The 18,030-nt window shown below is 65.2% G+C and carries 17 protein-coding genes; 4 read left to right on the forward strand and 13 right to left on the reverse strand.

What is annotated here, in order from left to right:
- Positions 1 to 233 precede the first annotated feature (233 nt).
- Together HU230_RS30055 and HU230_RS30060 are read left to right on the forward strand one after the other, a co-directional pair.
- Complete coding sequence (locus tag HU230_RS30055; RefSeq protein WP_176528716.1) at positions 234 to 1,346, forward strand: cyclic nucleotide-gated ion channel; 1,113 nt, start codon at positions 234 to 236, stop codon at positions 1,344 to 1,346.
- An 11-nt stretch (positions 1,347 to 1,357) separates the two neighbouring features.
- The gene (locus tag HU230_RS30060; RefSeq protein WP_176534802.1) at positions 1,358 to 2,143 is read left to right on the forward strand and encodes an enoyl-CoA hydratase/isomerase family protein; all 786 of its coding nucleotides are present in this window, start codon (positions 1,358 to 1,360) and stop codon (positions 2,141 to 2,143) included.
- Between the two features lie 177 nt (positions 2,144 to 2,320).
- On the opposite strand, the gene HU230_RS30065 is transcribed toward HU230_RS30060, so the two are convergent.
- Positions 2,321 to 2,755, reverse strand: a complete 435-nt coding sequence (locus tag HU230_RS30065; RefSeq protein WP_176528715.1) for a DUF6157 family protein — start codon at positions 2,753 to 2,755, stop codon at positions 2,321 to 2,323.
- 14 nt (positions 2,756 to 2,769) lie between these two features.
- The gene (locus HU230_RS30070) at positions 2,770 to 3,423 is read right to left on the reverse strand and encodes a glutathione S-transferase family protein (RefSeq protein ID WP_176528714.1); all 654 of its coding nucleotides are present in this window, start codon (positions 3,421 to 3,423) and stop codon (positions 2,770 to 2,772) included.
- 84 nt (positions 3,424 to 3,507) lie between these two features.
- On the opposite strand from HU230_RS30070, the gene HU230_RS30075 reads away from it, so the two are divergent.
- Positions 3,508 to 4,503, forward strand: coding sequence for a helix-turn-helix transcriptional regulator (locus HU230_RS30075; protein ID WP_176528713.1), 996 nt, complete (start codon positions 3,508 to 3,510; stop codon positions 4,501 to 4,503).
- Here the strand turns inward: HU230_RS30075 and HU230_RS30080 are convergent.
- The 10 genes from HU230_RS30080 to HU230_RS30125 form a co-directional block, all read right to left on the reverse strand.
- Complete coding sequence (locus HU230_RS30080) at positions 4,500 to 4,910, reverse strand: hypothetical protein (protein WP_176528712.1); 411 nt, start codon at positions 4,908 to 4,910, stop codon at positions 4,500 to 4,502. The genes HU230_RS30075 and HU230_RS30080 overlap by 4 nt on opposite strands.
- A gap of 69 nt (positions 4,911 to 4,979) precedes the next feature.
- A complete protein-coding gene (locus tag HU230_RS30085) occupies positions 4,980 to 5,690 on the reverse strand; it encodes a nitroreductase (RefSeq protein WP_176528711.1) in 711 nt (236 codons plus the stop codon).
- Between the two features lie 2 nt (positions 5,691 to 5,692).
- Complete coding sequence (locus tag HU230_RS30090; protein WP_176528710.1) at positions 5,693 to 6,937, reverse strand: acyl-CoA dehydrogenase; 1,245 nt, start codon at positions 6,935 to 6,937, stop codon at positions 5,693 to 5,695.
- Between the two features lie 28 nt (positions 6,938 to 6,965).
- Positions 6,966 to 8,213, reverse strand: coding sequence for an acyl-CoA dehydrogenase (locus tag HU230_RS30095; protein ID WP_176528709.1), 1,248 nt, complete (start codon positions 8,211 to 8,213; stop codon positions 6,966 to 6,968).
- 118 nt (positions 8,214 to 8,331) lie between these two features.
- Entirely contained in the window at positions 8,332 to 9,459 is a 1,128-nt protein-coding gene (locus HU230_RS30100) for an acyl-CoA dehydrogenase family protein (protein ID WP_176528708.1), read from the reverse strand.
- Between the two features lie 117 nt (positions 9,460 to 9,576).
- Positions 9,577 to 11,445: an AMP-binding protein gene (locus HU230_RS30105; RefSeq protein WP_176528707.1), complete on the reverse strand. Its 1,869-nt coding sequence runs from the start codon at positions 11,443 to 11,445 to the stop codon at positions 9,577 to 9,579.
- Between the two features lie 41 nt (positions 11,446 to 11,486).
- On the reverse strand, positions 11,487 to 12,293 hold the full coding sequence (locus HU230_RS30110; RefSeq protein ID WP_176528706.1) for an enoyl-CoA hydratase/isomerase family protein: 807 nt from the start codon (positions 12,291 to 12,293) through the stop codon (positions 11,487 to 11,489).
- Between the two features lie 314 nt (positions 12,294 to 12,607).
- Positions 12,608 to 13,570, reverse strand: coding sequence for an IS110 family RNA-guided transposase (locus HU230_RS30115; protein ID WP_176528705.1), 963 nt, complete (start codon positions 13,568 to 13,570; stop codon positions 12,608 to 12,610).
- Between the two features lie 201 nt (positions 13,571 to 13,771).
- Positions 13,772 to 14,530, reverse strand: coding sequence for an SDR family NAD(P)-dependent oxidoreductase (locus HU230_RS30120; RefSeq protein WP_066513200.1), 759 nt, complete (start codon positions 14,528 to 14,530; stop codon positions 13,772 to 13,774).
- A 46-nt stretch (positions 14,531 to 14,576) separates the two neighbouring features.
- Entirely contained in the window at positions 14,577 to 15,242 is a 666-nt protein-coding gene (locus tag HU230_RS30125) for a TetR family transcriptional regulator (protein ID WP_176528704.1), read from the reverse strand.
- 187 nt (positions 15,243 to 15,429) lie between these two features.
- On the opposite strand from HU230_RS30125, the gene HU230_RS30130 reads away from it, so the two are divergent.
- A complete protein-coding gene (locus tag HU230_RS30130; protein WP_176528703.1) occupies positions 15,430 to 16,602 on the forward strand; it encodes an acetyl-CoA C-acetyltransferase in 1,173 nt (390 codons plus the stop codon).
- A 340-nt stretch (positions 16,603 to 16,942) separates the two neighbouring features.
- Here HU230_RS30130 and HU230_RS30135 read toward each other — a convergent pair whose 3' ends face one another.
- A complete protein-coding gene (locus HU230_RS30135) occupies positions 16,943 to 17,971 on the reverse strand; it encodes an IS110 family RNA-guided transposase (protein WP_176528479.1) in 1,029 nt (342 codons plus the stop codon).
- Between the last annotated feature and the right edge of the window lie 59 nt (positions 17,972 to 18,030).

Here is an 18,030-nt window from a genome sequence, read left to right on the forward strand (position 1 = left end):
TCCCTGATATACGGTGAAAAAGCGACGATTTGTCTGATTTCTCACATTCGCGGGCGCAAAAACGGGCCAACATGGTTAGGCCATTCGTCCACCATTTGGGACTTTCGCCGCGACCATCCCGCCACCGCCTGCGCGTTGACGGCCTCAGCCGGGAGAGGCACGTTGTGACACAGGCTCCGCCATTCGCAGGGGCCTCAATTCCAGCAGTTCAGCGACAGGCAAGCTCCGTTCCGATGTCCAAGCCGCTCGTCCTTCCGGCCTTGACGCGCTTCATATCCGCCACCGCCGGCCGCAACATGACCAAGGCGGCCTATGTCGCGGTCACGGTCGGTGTCGCCATGATGACGCTGCTGACGGTCGCGCCGGCCTATGACACGGTCCCGCACTGGGTCGATGCGCTGCTGTGGGCCTGCCTTGCCTATTTCGTATTCGAATGGCTGGTGCGGCTACGGCACATGCGGCGGCAGGACAAGCTCTGGTTCTACGCGCTATCAAGCGCAGGTGTGGTCGATGCGGTCGGCGCGTTGGCGGTGCCGCTGGCGCTGCTCGCCGGCATCGAGCCGAAAACCGCATGGCTGCTCGGCGTGCTCTGGGTGCTCAAGGTGGTGCCGGGCATTCCCGGCCTGCGCCAGCTCCGGCGCGTGCTCGTGGTGGAATCCGGCCCGCTGCTCAGCGTGCTCGTGATCTTCCTGATGGTGGTGTTCCTGGCCTCGGTCGCCGAATATTTCCTGGAGCGGGACGTCCAGCCCCAGACCTTCGGCAGCGTGCCGGCGGCGCTGTGGTGGGCGGTGGTGACGCTGACCACGACAGGCTATGGCGACGTGGTGCCGATCACCCCGCTCGGCCGCATGGTCGCTGCCATGGTGATGATCTCGGGCCTCGGCGTGTTTGGGCTGTGGACCGGTATTCTGGCGACCGGCTTTGCCGCGGAAACCCGCCGCGACAATTTTCTGAGAACCTGGGAGACCGTCAGCAAGGTGCCGTTCTTCGCGCATCTCGGCCCGGCCGCAATCGCCGACGTCACCCAGGTGCTGCGGACCATGGACCTGCCGCCGCGCACCATGATCATCCGCAAGGACACCAATGGCGACTGCATGTATTTCGTCGCCGCCGGCGAGGTGGAGGTCGACCTGCCCGGACGCAAGGTCAAGCTCGGCGAAGGCGCGTTCTTCGGCGAGATGGCGCTGCTCGGTAACGCCAAGCGGGGCGCCAGTGTCTCGACCAGCAAGGTGACCCGGCTGTTGGTGCTTGACCTCGTCGATTTCCGCCTGTTGATGGCAAGGCATCCCGATCTCGCCGAGACCATCGACGCCGAGGCGAAGCGGCGCGAACGTGAGAACCAATGATGGAGACCAAGATGGCCGACGCGGCCGACACCGCCAGCGGACCCGTGCTCGAAATCGCGGGCGCCCGCGCCACGATCCGCCTCAACCGGCCGAAGCACCTCAACCGCCTGCAGGCCGAGGATCTCGGCGACCTCGTCAGGCTGTTCGACCGGATCGAGGCCGATCCCGCGATCCGCGTGCTGGTGCTGACCGGAACCGGCCGCGCGTTCTCCGCCGGCTACGACCTCAACTCGGTCGCCGAGCGCGCGGTGAGCGAGAGCGAGCAGCAGAGTGCGGGCTCGGCGTTCGAGGTGGTGGTGAACCGGCTCGAGGATTTGAGCGTGCCGACGATCTGCAGACTCAATGGCGGCGTCTATGGCGGCTCGACCGACCTCGCGCTCGCCTGCGACTTCCGGATCGGCGTCGACACCGCGGAGATGTTCATGCCCGCGGCGCGGCTCGGGCTGCACTATTACAAGAGCGGCATCCAGCGCTACGTCACGCGGATCGGCGTCGACAACGCCAAGATGCTGTTCCTGACCGCGCAAAAGATCACGGCGCCGGAGATGCTGCGGATCGGCTACCTCACCGCCATGGTGTCGCTCGACCTGCTCGACGAGGAGGTCGACAAGCTCGCCACGATCCTGGCCGGCAATGCGCCGAAGGCGATGGCCGGCATGAAGCGCGCGATCAATGAATTCGCCCGCGGCGAACTGGATGAGGCCGCCGCCGACCAGCGCCACCGCGACAGCATGCGCGGCGACGAGATCAAGGAAGGCATCAAGGCGTTCGCCGAGAAGCGGGCACCGAGGTTTTAGTCGAGCGCTCTACACCATCAGTACCGTCACCCTGAGGAGCGCGTTCTTGCGCGCGTCTCGAAGGGTCGACGGCCCGGCTGGTGGCCGTGCATCCTTCGAGGCTCGCAAGAGCTCGCACCTCAGGATGACGGGACTTACGGCGACGCTGTCCAGGGAAGGATAGGATAAGAACTGTCGCTACGCCCGCTTCGACCGCATCGCACGAACCTGCGTAACCTCCGGATCACGCGCCAGCGCCTGGTAGCGCTTGCTGTCGACGGCGTAGATCGCGATGCGGCCTTCGGCGTCGGCGTGGACGCCCCAGCCGAAACGTTTGCCGAGCGGCGAGGCGCGCATGCAGGCCTGGCCGCGCGAGAAGAACGTCTCGCGGGCGAGGCTGCGCACCTTCTTCGCCGCCTTCGCATCAAGCGCGCGGCCGGCCGATGACGTCGCGAACACCACGTCGTCGGAGGTGTATTTGTAGGGCGCTTCGGCGATCATCCGATATTGCAGCACGGCAACCGTCGGCTGGCCGCCGCGCAGCTGCGGCTCCTCGCCGCTCTGCGCCGGGCAATCCTCGGCGACGCGGATCAGGGTGTTGAAGCAGTTGGTGCTGTACAGGGGTTTCGCCATCGGCACGATCCGTATCACACTCCGGCGGCGGCTGCATGCTGCGCCGCCATCTCGTCGTCGGCCTTCGAGATCCGGATGAAAGCCGGGCGCGCGGAGATGCGTTCGGAATAGCGGACGAAGGCGTCCCTTTTCGGCACGATGCCGAACCTCATGGTCCAGCTGAGCGCGATGCCCCAGAGGATGTCGGCCGCCGTGATCTCCTCGCCGAGCAGATAGGGCCCCTTTGCGAGCTGCGCCTCGAGCGCGTCCAGCATGGTGTCGTAGTCGGCGTAGGGCGACTGCGTGATCGGCGCCGGCTCGCGCTTCATGAAATGATCGATCACCGCCGGCTCGAACGACGAGCCATAATAGGCGATCCAGCGCAGATACGGGCCGCGGCGCGGATCGTTCAGCGCGGGCGTGAGATCCGCCTGCGGAAACAGATCGGCGAGATAGATGAAGATCGCGACCTGCTCGGTCACCAGCGCGTCGCGATGGCGGATCGCCGGCACCTTGCCGAGCGGATTGATCGCGAGATAGGCGTCCTTGCGCTGCTCGGCCGCCTTCATGTTGAGGATGTGCAAATCATAGGGCGCGCCGAGCTCCTCCAGCAGCACGCGCGTGCCGGTGGCGCGGCTCTGTGGCGAGTAATACAGCGTGACGCGGTCGGTGGTGGCAGCGGTGGTCATCAGCGGGTCTCCTTGCGCCGTCAGGGGGCATGGCCTCCTTATGTCCGCCTATACCTGACATCTTGTGTCAGGTATGATCCTCCCATGCGCGCGAGCCGGCTGTTTTCCATCCTCACCACCCTGCAGGCGCGGGGACAGGTCACCGCGCCCGAGCTGGCCGAGGCCTGCGAGGTCTCGGTGCGCACGATCTATCGCGACATCGATGCGCTCTCGGCCGCCGGCGTCCCCATCTATGCCGACCGCGGCGCCGAGGGCGGCTACCGCCTGCTCGACGGCTATCGGGTGCGGCTGAATGGGCTGTCGCAGGGCGAGGCCGAGGCGCTGTTCATGGCTGGGCTCCCCGGCCCCGCCGCCGCGCTCGGCCTCGATGCCGCGATGGCGGCGGCGCAGACCAAGCTGATGGCGGCGCTACCGGAGAAGCTGCGCCCCAACGCGCGGGGCATGCAGCAGCGCTTCCATCTCGACGCACCCGGCTGGTTCGGCGAGACCGAGGAGCCGAAGCATCTGCGCGCCATTGCAGCCTCGGTGCTGCGCGAGACCCTGATCGAGATCCGCTACCAGAGCTGGAAAGCCGAGAAGCGGCGGCGCGTGGCGCCGCTCGGCCTCGTGCTGAAGGGCGGCAGCTGGTATCTCGCCGGCCTCGTCGACGGCAATGTGCGCACCTATCGGGTCGCGCGGGTGCTGGATTGCACGGTGCTGGAGACGCCGTTCGCGCGGCCGGCGGAGTTCGATCTCGCCACCTATTGGCGCGCCTCGATCGCGCGGCTCGAGGCCGAGTTGCATCCGAACGAGGCCACGGTGCGGCTGTCGCCGTTGGGGCTGCAGCTGTTCGATGCGCTGGGCCATCCTTACGTGAAGGCGCGGATGCGGCTTGCCGACAGCGTCGAGCCCGACGGCTGGCGCGTCGCCACCATGCCGGTCGGCAAGACGGTGTGGCATGCCGCCTCCGAATTGCTGCGGCTCGGCGCCGAGGCCGAGGTAATCGCGCCCGCGGAGCTGCGCGAGAAGATGGCTGAGCTCGCCGGCGCGATGGCCGCGCGCTACGCCGACGCGCCGCCGCGCCGCGCTGCCCGCCGTTAATACCGGCTGTCGGAGCTGATGACGAAGCGGTCGAGAAAGTTGACCGGCAGGATCTCGAACCGGTCGAGCGTGAGCGTAATCCCGGTCACGAAGTCGACGCCCTTGATTGTGCCCTCGAGGTCGATCCGCCGGCCGCGGCGCAGGTTGCGTGTTTCCGGATGTTGCTCGATGTCGATATAGGCATAGATCGGGTTGTCGAGCCGGGAATGGCGATGCCAGCCGCGTTGCAGAAAGCTGAATTGCAGCACCGAGCCCGCGCCCCAGTCGATCGCGTCGAAGAAGCGGGTCTTCCAGGCAACGGGCTGTCCCAGGTAATGCGCGGCGATGAACGCGTCGCGCTCAAACGCAGGCAGATGGTGCAGTTGCCAGCTGATCTCCGCCGGCGTCAGGGAGGCGTTATTCGCCATTGTTGTTCTAGTCGTCGTTTCTTCTTGTCCTCGGCGGGAGGGTGAACCGACCTTCCCGCCCTGAGGAAGTTATACATCCACAAATGTGACAGTATCCGCCACAGTTGCGCGCGACGTGCGGTAGCTGTTCACCTTGTGCGCATGATCCGCATAGCCGAACGAGATACCGCAGACAACCCGGCGATCGCCAGCCAGGTTGAAATGGCGGCGGATCAGGCCGGAATGGCGCGCAATCGCGGCCTGCGGGATGGTGCCGAGCCCAAGTGCCTGCGCGGCCAGCATGAAGTTCGAGACATAGCCGCCGCAGTCGATCGCACCATAGATGCCAAGCGGCTCGTTGGTGTGGATCACGGCAATGTGCGGGGCGCCGAAGAAATTGTAATTCTCCAGCGCCTGTTTTGCGTAGGCCGCCCTATCGCCGCGCGCGATACCGAGCGTGTTGTAGAGCTGGAAGCCGCTCTCGCGGCGGCGCTCCAGATAGACCCCGACATATTCGCGCGGCGGCGTGAAGTCGTAGTCCTCGCCGAGGCCGCGCGAGGCCTCGGCATAGATCGCCTTGCGAAAGCGCTCCTTGGCCTCACCGGAGACGATCAGGACTTCCCAGGGCTGGCTGTTGCACCACGACGCGGTGCGCTGCGCGGTCGTCAGGATATGCTCGATGACGTCGCGCGGCACCTCGCGCGGCTCGAACGCGCGCACCGAGTAGCGCTCGTTGAGCAATTCCTCGAGCGCGCCGATGCGGTCTTCGGCCGCGAAACGCGGCTTGGTGGTGGCATCCATGCTCAGCGGCCCTTGGTCGGGATCTTGTTGTAGGGCACGTCCTTGTCGACCCGGATGTCGCCCGGCAGGCCGAGCACGCGCTCGGCGATGATGTTGCGCAGGATCTCGTCGGTGCCGCCGGCGATGCGCATCGAGGGCGACGACAGCAGCATCTGCTGGAACTGGCCGTTGGCCTGCTCCTCGTCGGTGCCCGTGAGGCTACCCGCGGCGCCCTCGAGGTCCATCGCATAGGTCGCGATGTCCTGCAGCATCAGGCCGGAGACCAGCTTGCCGATGGAATTTTCCGGACCGGGCCGCTCGCCCTTCGACAGCGCCGAGATCGCGCGATAGCTAGTGTATTTCAGCCCGCTTGCCTTCACCGCCCAGCTCGCAAGTTTGGAGCGCACCGCCGGATCATCGATCGCAAGGCCATCCTCCAGCATCAGATTGGAGCAGAACTCGAACATTTCAGGGACACCGGTCGCAAGCCGCGATCCGATCGACATGCGCTCGTTCATCAGCGTGGTCAGCGACACGCTCCAGCCCTCGCCGACCGCACCTAAGCGCTGGCTGTCCGGGATCACGACGTCGGTGAAATAGACCTCGTTGAACTCCTGCATGCCGTTGGCCTGCTTGATCGGCCTGACCTCGACGCCGGGGCTCTTCATGTCGAGGAAGAACATGGTGAGGCCCTTGTGCTTGGGCACATTCGGATCGGTGCGCGCGATCAGAAGGCCGTAGTCGGAGTAATGCGCGCCGGAGGTCCAGATCTTCTGGCCGTTGACGACCCAGTTGTCGCCTTTTTTCTCGGCGCGGGTGCGCAGGCCGGCGACATCGGAGCCCGCCGACGGCTCGGAGAACAGCTGGCACCAGATCTCCTCGCCGGAGGCGAGCTTCGGCAGATAGCGGCGCTTGGCCTCTTCGCGGCCCCAGGCCATCACCGTCGGGCCGCACATGCCCTCGCCGATCTGGAACGGCTGGGTCAGCTTGCCGTAGACGCCCTCTTCCTGCTGCCAGATCACGCGCTCGATCGGGGTGGCGCCGCGGCCGCCATATTCCTTCGGCCAGTGCAGGCAGGCCCAGCCGCCCTCCGCCTTCTTCTTCTGCCAGGCCTTGCCGACCTCGACCATGTCGTGCCTGGCGAGCCTGATGCGGCCGAGCGAGGACTTCGAGAGTTCTTCCTCGAACTCCTTCGGCGCGTTGGCCGCGATCCAGTTGCGGGCGAGGCTACGGAATTCAGCTTCCTGCGGCGTGTCGTCGAAATTCATGGCGAACCTCTTTTGATTTTGCGCGCGCTCAGGCGCGGCCCTTGGTCGGGATCTTGTTGAAGGGAACGTCCTTGTCGACCCTGATGTCGCCGGGCAGGCCCAGCACGCGCTCGGCGATGATGTTGCGCATGATCTCGTCGGTGCCGCCCTCGACACGGGTGCCCGGCGCGCGCAGCAGCATCGCCTGGAACTTGCCGGCGACCTCGGCATCCTCGGGTCCGGTCAAGGCGCCGGCGGCGCCTTGCAAATCGAGCGCGTAGGTTGCGACGTCCTGGATCATCGAGCCGGCAACCAGCTTGCCGATCGAGTTCTCAGGCCCGGGGCGCTCGCCACGGGAGAGCGCGGAGATCGCGCGCATGCTGGTGTATTTCAGCCCGCTCGCCTTCACCGCCCAGTTCGCGAGCTTCGCGCGCACCGCGCGGTTCTCGATCGCGGGGCCATCCTCCAGCATCAGGCTGTTGCAGAAGTCGAACAGTTCGGGGAAGCCGGTCGCGACGCCGGCGCCGATCGACATCCGCTCGTTCATCAGCGTCGTCAGCGACACGTTCCAGCCGTCATTGACATTGCCAAGCCGCTGCGAGTCCGGAATCCGCACGTCGGTGAAATAGACCTCGTTGAAGTCGGAGGCCCCGCTCGCCTGCTTGATCGGCCTGACCTCAACGCCCGGGCTCTTCATGTCCAGGAAGAACATGGTGAGGCCCTTGTGCTTTGCGACATTGGGATCGGTGCGGGTCAAGAGGATCCCGTAATCGGAGTAATGCGCGCCCGAGGTCCAGATCTTCTGGCCGTTGATCACCCATTCGTCACCCTGCTTCTCGGCGCGGGTGCGCAGGCCTGCGACGTCGGAGCCGCCGGCCGGCTCGGAGAACAGCTGGCACCAGACCTTCTCGCCGGAGGCGAGCGGCGGCAGATATTTGCGCTTCTGCTCCTCGCCGGCGAACGCCATCATGGTCGGGCCGCACATGCCGTGGCCGATGATGAACATCGAGCTGAGGCGGCCGAACGGGCCCTCCTCCTGCTGCCAGATCACGCGCTCGATCGGCGACGAGCCGCGGCCGCCATACTCCTTCGGCCAGTGCAGGCAGGCCCAGCCGGCATCGGCCTTCTTCTTCTGCCAGGCCTTCGCCACCTCAAGAATGTTGGCCCCCTTGAGCTGCACGCGGCCGAGCGAGGCCTTGCGCAGCTCCTCCTCATATTGCTTCGGCGCATTGGCCGCGATCCAGGCTTTCGCCTCGGCGCGGAATGCGGCTTCCTGCGGGGTATCGTCGAAATTCATGGTCTGTCATCCTTCGCCGGTGTCGTCGGATGGGTAGAGCACAGCGAAACCCATCTTTGGACCACCCGCGCCATGATGGGTTTCGCTGCGCTCAACCCATCCTACAAGTTGCGAATCCTTACGCCGCGTTCTTCTTGCGCATGCGGTCGATCAGCGCATCTTCCCAATAGGACGGGCTGCCGAGACCGAGCGCCACCGCATTGGCGCGGCGGTAGTACATGTGGCAGTCGAACTCCCAGGTGAAACCCATGCCGCCATGGACCTGGATGTTGTTCTTGGCGCAGTGCTGGAACGCCTGCGTTGCGCTGATGCGCGCGGCGGCGGCCGCTTCCGGCAACTCGCCGGCATTGGTCGAGAGCGCCCAGGCGCCGTAGTAGCAGTTCGAGCGCGCCAGGGTCGCCGAGACATACATGTCGGCCAGCATGTGCTTGACCGCCTGGAACGAGCCGATCGGACGGCCGAACGCGATGCGGTCGAGCGCGTAGTCGCGGCCCATCTCCAGTGCGCGGTCGGCGCCGCCGACCTGCTCGAACGCCGTCAACACGGCTGCGCGATCCAGCACCTGGGTGATCACGCCCCAACCCTCGCCGGCGGCGCCGAGCGGCTCGGCTTTCGCGTCCTTGAAGGTGATCTCGGCCTGGCCGCGGGTCAGATCGATGTTGGTCAGCGACTTGACCTCGACGCCGCCTGCCTTGAGGTCGACGATGAACAAGGAAATGTCGGACTCGCGTCCGCTCGAACCGGTGCGCGCGGCGACAACGGCGAAATCGGCGATCGCGCCGTCGGCGACCGGCTTCTTGACGCCGTTGAGCACGCCGCCATTGGCCGCGACCTTGATCGCCTTCGGCGACGGATTGCCCTTGCCCTCGAACAACGCCAGCGTGCCGATGGCATCGCCGGAGGCGATCTTCGGCAGCCACTTCTGCTTCTGCGCGTCACTGCCTGCGATCAGGATCGCTTCGGCGGCGAGATAGACGGTCGACGAGAACGGCACCGGCGCCAGCGCGCGGCCCATTTCTTCTGCGATCACGCAGAGCTCGAGATGGCCGGCACCGGCGCCGCCGAACTGCTCCGGAATTGCCACGCCGAGGAAGCCCATCTCGGCGAGACCCTTCCACAGTGCCTTGTCGTAGGGCGCCTTGCCGTCGAGCACCTCGCGCACGGCCTTCGGCGGGCACTGCTCGCTGAGGAACTTCCGCGCCTCGTCGCGCATCTGCTTCTGTTCGTCGGAGAAATCGAAATTCATGGCGCTTACCCGCGTTGCTGTTGTTCGTTGGCATCGTCAGATGGGTGGAGCGAAGCGATACCCATCGATGGCTTGGTCAGAGATGATGGGTTTCGCTACGCTCTACCCATCCTACGATCAGTTCAAAATGATCACCTCATCACCGGGCTTGTCGGCATAGAGCTTCTCCACCAGCGCGGCGCGGCGTTCGAGACCGGCGCGCTGGTTGATGTAGCCCTTGTCGGTGAGCTCGTTGCCGTCGATCGACGGCGGCTCGACCATCAGCATCGCACGCGCGATCCGCATGCTGCTGCCGGTGCAAGATGCATTGTGCGCCTGCAAGCCTTTCCTGAGACAGGCGACCACCTCGGGATGCCGGATCACGTCCTCATAGCTCGCATCCGCATTGCCGACCAGCTGGCGGCAGGCATGCAGGTTCGGCCAGCACAACAGGCCGATGAACTCGCGGTCCTGCCCCGCCACCAGTGCGTCATGCACGACCGGCGTCGCAGCTGATATCGCATCGGTGCGCAGCGAGCCGACATGGACGAAGGTGCCGGTGGTCAGCTTGAAGTCCTCCACCACGCGGCCGGCAAAGATGATGCCCTGCAGCGGATCCTCAGGGTCCACGAACACGCCGGCATCGCCGATGCAGTAAAAGCCCTCCTCGTCGAACATCTTGGCCGTCAGGTCCGGCTGGCCGAAATAGCCCGGCGTGACGTTGACGCCGCGCAGCCGCAATTCGTACTTCGAACCGCACGGCACCATCTTCAGCTCGACGCCGGGGAATGGCAGGCCGATCAGGCCGACGCGCTCCGTGTCCCAATAGGTGCCGGTCGAGGTCGGCGCGGTCTCGGTCGAGCCCCAGCCGGTGTAGAACACGATGCGCTCGCCCGTGGTCTTCACCGCCAGCGCCTGCATCCGGTCATAGAGATCGTCGGGCAGCCGGGCACCGCCATAGGCCATGATCGAGAGGTTCTTGAAGAAGCTCGCGCACAGCGCGGCGTCCTTCTCCATTGCCGCCGCGAGCGCCGCATAGCCGGCCGGCACGTTGGCGTAATAGGTCGGCGACACCTCGCGCAGGTTCCTGATGGTCTCCTCGAGCTGCCCCGGCATCGGCCGGCCGTCATCGATATAGAGCGTGCCGCCGTCGACCAGCACCGGATTGAACGCGGCGTTGCCACCCATGGTGTGGTTCCAGGGCATCCAGTCGAGCACGGTCGGGATCGGGCCGGCCGTCTCGCGCGGGCGCACCTGCATCATCATCGCCGCATTGGCGCACATCATCTGCTGGGTGTTGATGACGGCCTTGGGCATGCCGGTCGAGCCCGAAGTGAACAGCAGCTTGCCAACGGTCTCGGGCGCGATCTTCGCGATCGACGCGCCGACATCGGCTGTCACCGGCGTTGTCGCGAGCTCGGCGAAGGACACGCTCTTGATCCCCTCGCAGGGACGCTGCACGTGAACAACCGTGATGCCGGTAAGATCGATCGCCTTCAGCGCCCTTTCGAAGGTTGGACCGTCCTGCACCATCACGACGGCGGGCTTGATCAGGTTGAAGAGGTATTTGAGCTTGAGATGATCCTGGCTCATCAGCGAATAGGCCGGTGACACCGGCGCGGCCGGCAGCCGCGCCTGCATCGCGGCCTGCGTCATCAGCGCGTGCTCGATCGAATTGCCGGACAGGATCGCGACCGGCCGGCCGTCGGCGATGCCGAGATCGAGCAGGCCTTGCGTCAGCGCATCGACGGTGCGCTTGGCTTCACCGTACGAGACTTTGCGCCACTGCCGGTCGGGGCCGCCGCGCTGCGCCAGCCAGATCCGCTCCGGCGCCTGCGCCGCCCATTTGGCGAGATAGGCCGGGATGTGGATCTCGTAGGCCTGGAGCGGAATCCGCGACTTCAGGACGACGGTGCCGTCAGCGCGCCGCTCGACCGCGATGTCACGCGCGAGCCAATCCACCTTGCGAAAGGCAGGCTTCGTCAGCATCGCCGCGTCTCCATCCATTTTGCGTCTCCCGGAATTCTCGTCCTTTTGAGGATCTGTTCTCAGCGCCTGATATAGACAGGCTTTCGTTTCTCAAGAAAGGCCTTGATGCCTTCCTGGAAATCTTCCGAGCGGCTGCACAGCACCTGATTGCGATCCTCCATCGCAATCACGGCCTCGATCGAGCCGGCATCGACGCTCATGTTGAGGCATTCCTTCGAGAGGCGCAGACCGACCGGCGAGGCCGTCGTCATCGCGTCGACATAAGGATTGGCCGCAGTGTCGAGATCGGACGCCTCGACCACCTCGGACACCAGGCCAACCGCAAGCGCACGGTCGGCATGGATGAAACGCCCGGTGAGGATCAATTCGGAGGCGACCGACACGCCGACGAGGCGCGGCAGGAAGTAGCTGGTGCCGATGTCGCAACCGCCGAGGCCGAGCTTGATGAAGGCGCAGTTCATCCGCGCGTTCTTGGCCGCGATGCGGATGTCGGCCGCGAGCGCCAGCGCAAAACCGCCGCCGGCCGCCGCGCCCTGCACCAGCGCGATGATCGGCTGCGGACAGCGCCGCATCAGCATCACGATGTCGGCAATGCGGCGCTGCGAGTCGAGCGACTCCGTGACGCCAGGCGGCTCGGTCTGGCCGCCGCGGCGCGCCATCGCATGCTTGAGGTCGAGCCCGGCGCAGAAATTCGCGCCGGCGCCCTTCAGCACCACGACGCGGGTGTCGCGATTGCGCTGCAGGCCCTGGAAGTAGGTATTGAGCGCATCGATCAGCGAGGGATCGAGCGCGTTGAGGCTCTCGGGGCGATTGAGCGTGACCCAATCTGTTCCGTCGTGATGTTCGATCAGCAGCGGTTGAGACACGCGCATGGTCCTCCCGACCGTCGTCCCGGCCAAGCGAAGCGCGAGCCGGGACCCATATGTGGACGGCCCCCGTGGCACAAGAGCTTTCTGGGATTGGTCGGATCGCTGTCATCCATATGTCCGGCCTGTTTGATGCGATCGTGTTGATCGCTGGGCCAAGATGGTTTCCGCGACGCGAGTGCCAAACAACCTGGCGACCTTGTGAAGGCCAATGGGTCCCGCGGCTTGTCTCGCGTTCTGGATCGATCGATCATTCCATCTGCTCTTGCAGCTCCGGTTCGTCCGGCGAGCGCTACGTCCGGCCGGCCGACCTGTTAGGTGACAGCGTTCATGCGTGCGGCATCATAGCTCTCGCCGGTCGCCATCAGCTTCCAGGCGATGCGGGCCACCTTGTTGGCGAGCGCCACGGCCGCAAGCTTCGGCGGCTTGCGCCTGAGCAACGCCACGAGCAGGCGACGCAGGGTCTCGTCGCCAGCGCGGGTGATCTTGCCGAGCCTGGTTTTGCCGGCGGTGGAATGGTCCTTGGGCGTCAGGCCGAGCCAGGCCGCGAACAAGCGGCCGGAGCGGAAGGCGTGCGGGTCCGGCGTCTTCATCACAAGCGAGGTCGCGATGATCGGACCGACCGAGGGGATCTGGGCCAGACGACGGCTTGTGGCGTTGGCCTGGTGCCAGGCCAGCAGCCTGGCCTCGACCGCCTTCAGCTCACCCTGCAACTGCGCATAGTCACGGCCCTGCATGGCGAACAGCTCGCGCGCCATAGCGGGAACGCTCTCGTCCTGCGTGATCCGGGCCAACAGCGGCTCGATCTTGTCCAACCCCTTCGGCGCGATCAGGCCAAACTCCGCCGCGTAGCCGCGGATCGCATTGCTGAGCTGGGTACGGCGGCCGATCAGCCCATCGCGGACACCTGCAAGCATCAGCGCGGCCTGCTGTTCGGCGCTCTTCACCGGCACAAACCGCATCCGCGGTCGGCCCATCGCTTCGCACACCCCATCCGCATCTCGCCCGTCGTTCTTGTTCCGCAGCACATAAGGCTTCACCAACTGCGGCGCTATCAGCTTCACCTCATGGCCAAGCTTGCCAAGCTCGCGCCCCCAGTAATGAGCCGCCCCGCAGGCCTCCATCCCGATCACGGTCGGCGGAAGCTTGGCAAAAAACTCAAGCACCTGCTTGCGCGACAGCTTCTTGCGCAACACCGGCTGTTCCGCCGCGTCAACTCCATGCAGCACAAAAATATGCTTCGACGTATCCATCCCAATACGGATAATCTCTCTCACGGACGGTCTCCTTGTCTGAGATTTACAACAACCTCATTCTGGCACACTGATGCCGTAGGGGGCCGTCCACACCATCAACCACAGGCTTTTGTTGTTTTGCGCGACGTCTGCCAGGCTTGCCTGCTACAGACGCCGCGGAGTATGGGTCCCTGCTCCAGCGTGCAATTGCGCGCAAGGCAGGGACGACGGCGGAATTCGCCGTTAGCGCGGGGCCATGCGGATGGCGCCGTCGAGGCGGATGGTTTCGCCGTTGAGCATCGGGTTCTCGACGATGTGGACCGCGAGGTTGCCGTACTCCGAGGCGTCGCCGAGGCGGGCCGGATGCGGCACCTGGGCGCCGAGGCTCTTGCGCGCTTCCTCGTTGAGACCCATCAAGAGCGGCGTCAGGAACAGGCCGGGTGCGATGGTGTTGACGCGGATCTTCAGGCTGGCGAGGTCGCGCGCGGCCGGCAGCGTGAGGCCGACGACGCCGCCCTTCGAGGCCGAATAGGCGATCTGGCCGATCTGGCCTTCATAGGCGGCAACCGACGCGGTGTTGATCGCGACGCCGCGCTCCTCGCCGATCGGGGCTTCGGTCGCCAGGCGCTCGGCGAACAGGCGCAGCACGTTGAAGGTGCCGATCAGATTGACGTTGATAATGCGGACGAACTTCGCCAGCGGATAGACGCCGTCCTTGCCGACGATGCGCTGCGAGCCGCCGATGCCGGCGCAGTTCATCAGCACGCGCGCGATGCCGTGCGCGGCCTCGGCCTTGGCGATCGCGGCCTTGATCGCCTCCTCGTCGGTGACGTCGGCGTGCAGGGCAACGCCCTTCACTTCGGCGGCGACCTTCTCGGCGTTTTCCTTGTTCTGGTCGATCACGCCGATCTTGGCGCCCTTGGCGGCCATGGCGCGCGCGGTTGCGGCACCGAGGCCGGAGCCACCGCCGGTGATGAGAACAGCAACGTCTTTCAACTGCATGGGAGCAACCTTTCCTTGGGCGTTTCTTCTCTAGACTTCGAACTTGCTATCCGGCGATAACCGCCGCCGTTTCCTTATCGGGATTGAGCACGCCGCCGAAGATCAGCGCTTCCATGTGCTTGATGTATTCGCGGCAGACCTCGTCCGTGACCGGACCGACGCCGACCGCGCGCGACATCGCGTGGCGGCCGAAGAACAGGTGATCGCAGGCGCCGATCAGGCTGGTGTAGAACAGCACCGGATCGATCTTGCGAAACTCGCCGGCCTTGATGCCTTCGGCGAGCAGCCGACGGTGAAAATCCAAAAGCGGCGCGACGAAGAATTTCGACACCTCGTTCGCGGCGGCAGTCGAGCTCTCGTGCAGGAGATAATGAATCAGCCGGTTCATATAGGGGAACTGGTGATAGGCGCGAATGATGCCGCCGATATGCAGGCGCAGTTTCGCGGACGGCGTGATCGGCTGCGCCAGGAGATATTCGAGCTGCGAGATCTCGGTGGCGGCGTCGCGCGCCAACAGCGCCAGCAGCAGCCCGTCCTTGTTGCCGAAATGATATTTCACCAGCGCGGCGTTGACGCCCGACTTCTGCGCGATATCGGACAGCGACACCTCGATCGAGGCGCGCTCGATCATCAGCTCGCTGGCTGCGACCAATAGCTTGTCGGCAGTGGCATTTTTGCCGGCCGGAAGTTTCGTCGGTACGCTGGTATTCAACTGCGCTCTGGTCCCGCTCTGTGTCCCCGGCTGTTTCTTGGCTCGCCGGTAAATCGAGGCCGCACATAAGCCCATGGCGGGGCTGCACTCAAGAGTTAATTGATTGATTGACTAAATGCTGAGCCACCCCTTAAATCCGGCCCAACTTTCAAAACAGCCCAATCCAGAAACATCAGGGAGATCAGACATGGCCGAGGCATATATCGTCGCCGCCGCCCGCACCGCCGGCGGCCGCAAGGGAGGGCGTCTTTCCGGTTGGCATCCGGCCGATCTGGCCGCCACCGTGCTCGATGCGCTGGTCGAACGATCAGGCGCCGACCCGGCGCAGGTCGAGGACGTGATCATGGGCTGCGTGATGCAGACCGGCGAGCAGTCCACCAACGTCGCGCGCAACGCGGTGATGGCCTCGAAGCTGCCGGAGAGCGTGCCCGCGACCTCGATCGACCGCCAGTGCGGCTCCTCGCAGCAGGCGCTGCACTTCGCGGCGCAGGCCGTGATGAGCGGCACCATGGACTGTGTGATCGCGGCCGGCGTGGAATCGATGACCCGCGTGCCGATGGGCCTCGCCTCCTCGCTGCCCGCCAAGAACGGCTTCGGCCACTACAAGAGCCCGGGCATTGAGGCGAAATATCCCAACATCGTCTTCAGCCAGTTCACCGGCGCGGAGATGATGGCCGAGAAGTACGGCCTGTCGAAGGACGAGCTCGACGAATATTCCTACAACAGCCATCAGCGCGCGATCGCGGCCACGCAAGCCGGCCACTTCAAGGACGAGATCGTGCCGGTGACAATCACCCGCGCCGACGGCTCGACCGACACCCACCACATCGACGAAGGCATCCGCTTCGACGCCAGCCTCGACGGCATCAAGGGCGTCAAGCTGATCGCCGAGAACGGCAAGCTGACCGCGGCGAGCGCCAGCCAGATCTGCGACGGTGCCTCCGGCGTCATGGTCGTCAACGAGAAGGGCCTCAAGGCGCTCGGCGTCAAACCGATGGCGCGCATCCATCACCTCACCATGATGGGCGGCGACCCCGTGATCATGCTGGAAGCGCCGCTGCCGGCAACCCAGCGTGCGCTGCAGAAGGCCGGCATGACAATCGACGACATCGACCTGTTCGAGGTCAACGAGGCCTTCGCCTCGGTGCCGACCGCGTGGCTGAAGACCACCGGCGCCGATCCGGCCCGGCTCAACGTCAATGGCGGCGCGATCGCGCTCGGCCATCCGCTCGGCGGCTCCGGCACCAAGCTGATGACGACGCTGCTGCACGCCCTGAAGCAGCGCAACAAGCGCTACGGGCTCCAGACCATGTGCGAAGGCGGCGGCATGGCGAACGTCACGATCGTCGAGCGGTTGTAAGAGAGAGTCCGCATCAACGGACAAACGAGCCGTACAAGCGGCCACACAAAAAGTGTCGTCCCGGCCTTGAGCCGGGACCCATATGTGGACGGCCCCCGTGGCACAAGAGCTTTCTGGGATTGGTCGGATCGCTGTCATCCATATGTCCGGCCTGTTTGATGCGATCGTGTTGATCGCTGGGCCAAGATGGTTTCCGCGACGCGAGTGCCAAACAACCTGGCGACCTTGTGAAGGCCAATGGGTCCCGCGGCTTGTCTCGCGTTCTGGATCGATCGATCATTCCATCTGCTCTTGCAGCTCCGGTTCGTCCGGCGAGCGCTACGTCCGGCCGGCCGACCTGTTAGGTGACAGCGTTCATGCGTGCGGCATCATAGCTCTCGCCGGTCGCCATCAGCTTCCAGGCGATGCGGGCCACCTTGTTGGCGAGCGCCACGGCCGCAAGCTTCGGCGGCTTGCGCCTGAGCAACGCCACGAGCCAGCGCGAGGGGTGGCCGCGCCCGAGCCTTGCCTGCCGGATCACCGCGGTCGCCCCGGCCACGAGCAGGCGACGCAGGGTCTCGTCGCCAGCGCGGGTGATCTTGCCGAGCCTGGTTTTGCCGGCGGTGGAATGGTCCTTGGGCGTCAGGCCGAGCCAGGCCGCGAACAAGCGGCCGGAGCGGAAGGCGTGCGGGTCCGGCGTCTTCATCACAAGCGAGGTCGCGATGATCGGACCGACCGAGGGGATCTGGGCCAGACGACGGCTTGTGGCGTTGGCCTGGTGCCAGGCCAGCAGCCTGGCCTCGACCGCCTTCAGCTCACCCTGCAACTGCGCATAGTCACGGCCCTGCATGGCGAACAGCTCGCGCGCCATAGCGGGAACGCTCTCGTCCTGCGTGATCCGGGCCAACAGCGGCTCGATCTTGTCCAACCCCTTCGGCGCGATCAGGCCAAACTCCGCCGCGTAGCCGCGGATCGCATTGCTGAGCTGGGTACGGCGGCCGATCAGCCCATCGCGGACACCTGCAAGCATCAGCGCGGCCTGCTGTTCGGCGCTCTTCACCGGCACAAACCGCATCCGCGGTCGGCCCATCGCTTCGCACACCCCATCCGCATCTCGCCCGTCGTTCTTGTTCCGCAGCACATAAGGCTTCACCAACTGCGGCGCTATCAGCTTCACCTCATGGCCAAGCTTGCCAAGCTCGCGCCCCCAGTAATGAGCCGCCCCGCAGGCCTCCATCCCGATCACGGTCGGCGGAAGCTTGGCAAAAAACTCAAGCACCTGCTTGCGCGACAGCTTCTTGCGCAACACCGGCTGTTCCGCCGCGTCAACTCCATGCAGCACAAAAATATGCTTCGACGTATCCATCCCAATACGGATAATCTCTCTCACGGACGGTCTCCTTGTCTGAGATTTACAACAACCTCATTCTGGCACACTGATGCCGTAGG

The sequence above is a fragment of the Bradyrhizobium quebecense genome (assembly GCF_013373795.3).
Taxonomy (GTDB): Bacteria; Pseudomonadota; Alphaproteobacteria; order Rhizobiales; family Xanthobacteraceae; genus Bradyrhizobium; species Bradyrhizobium quebecense.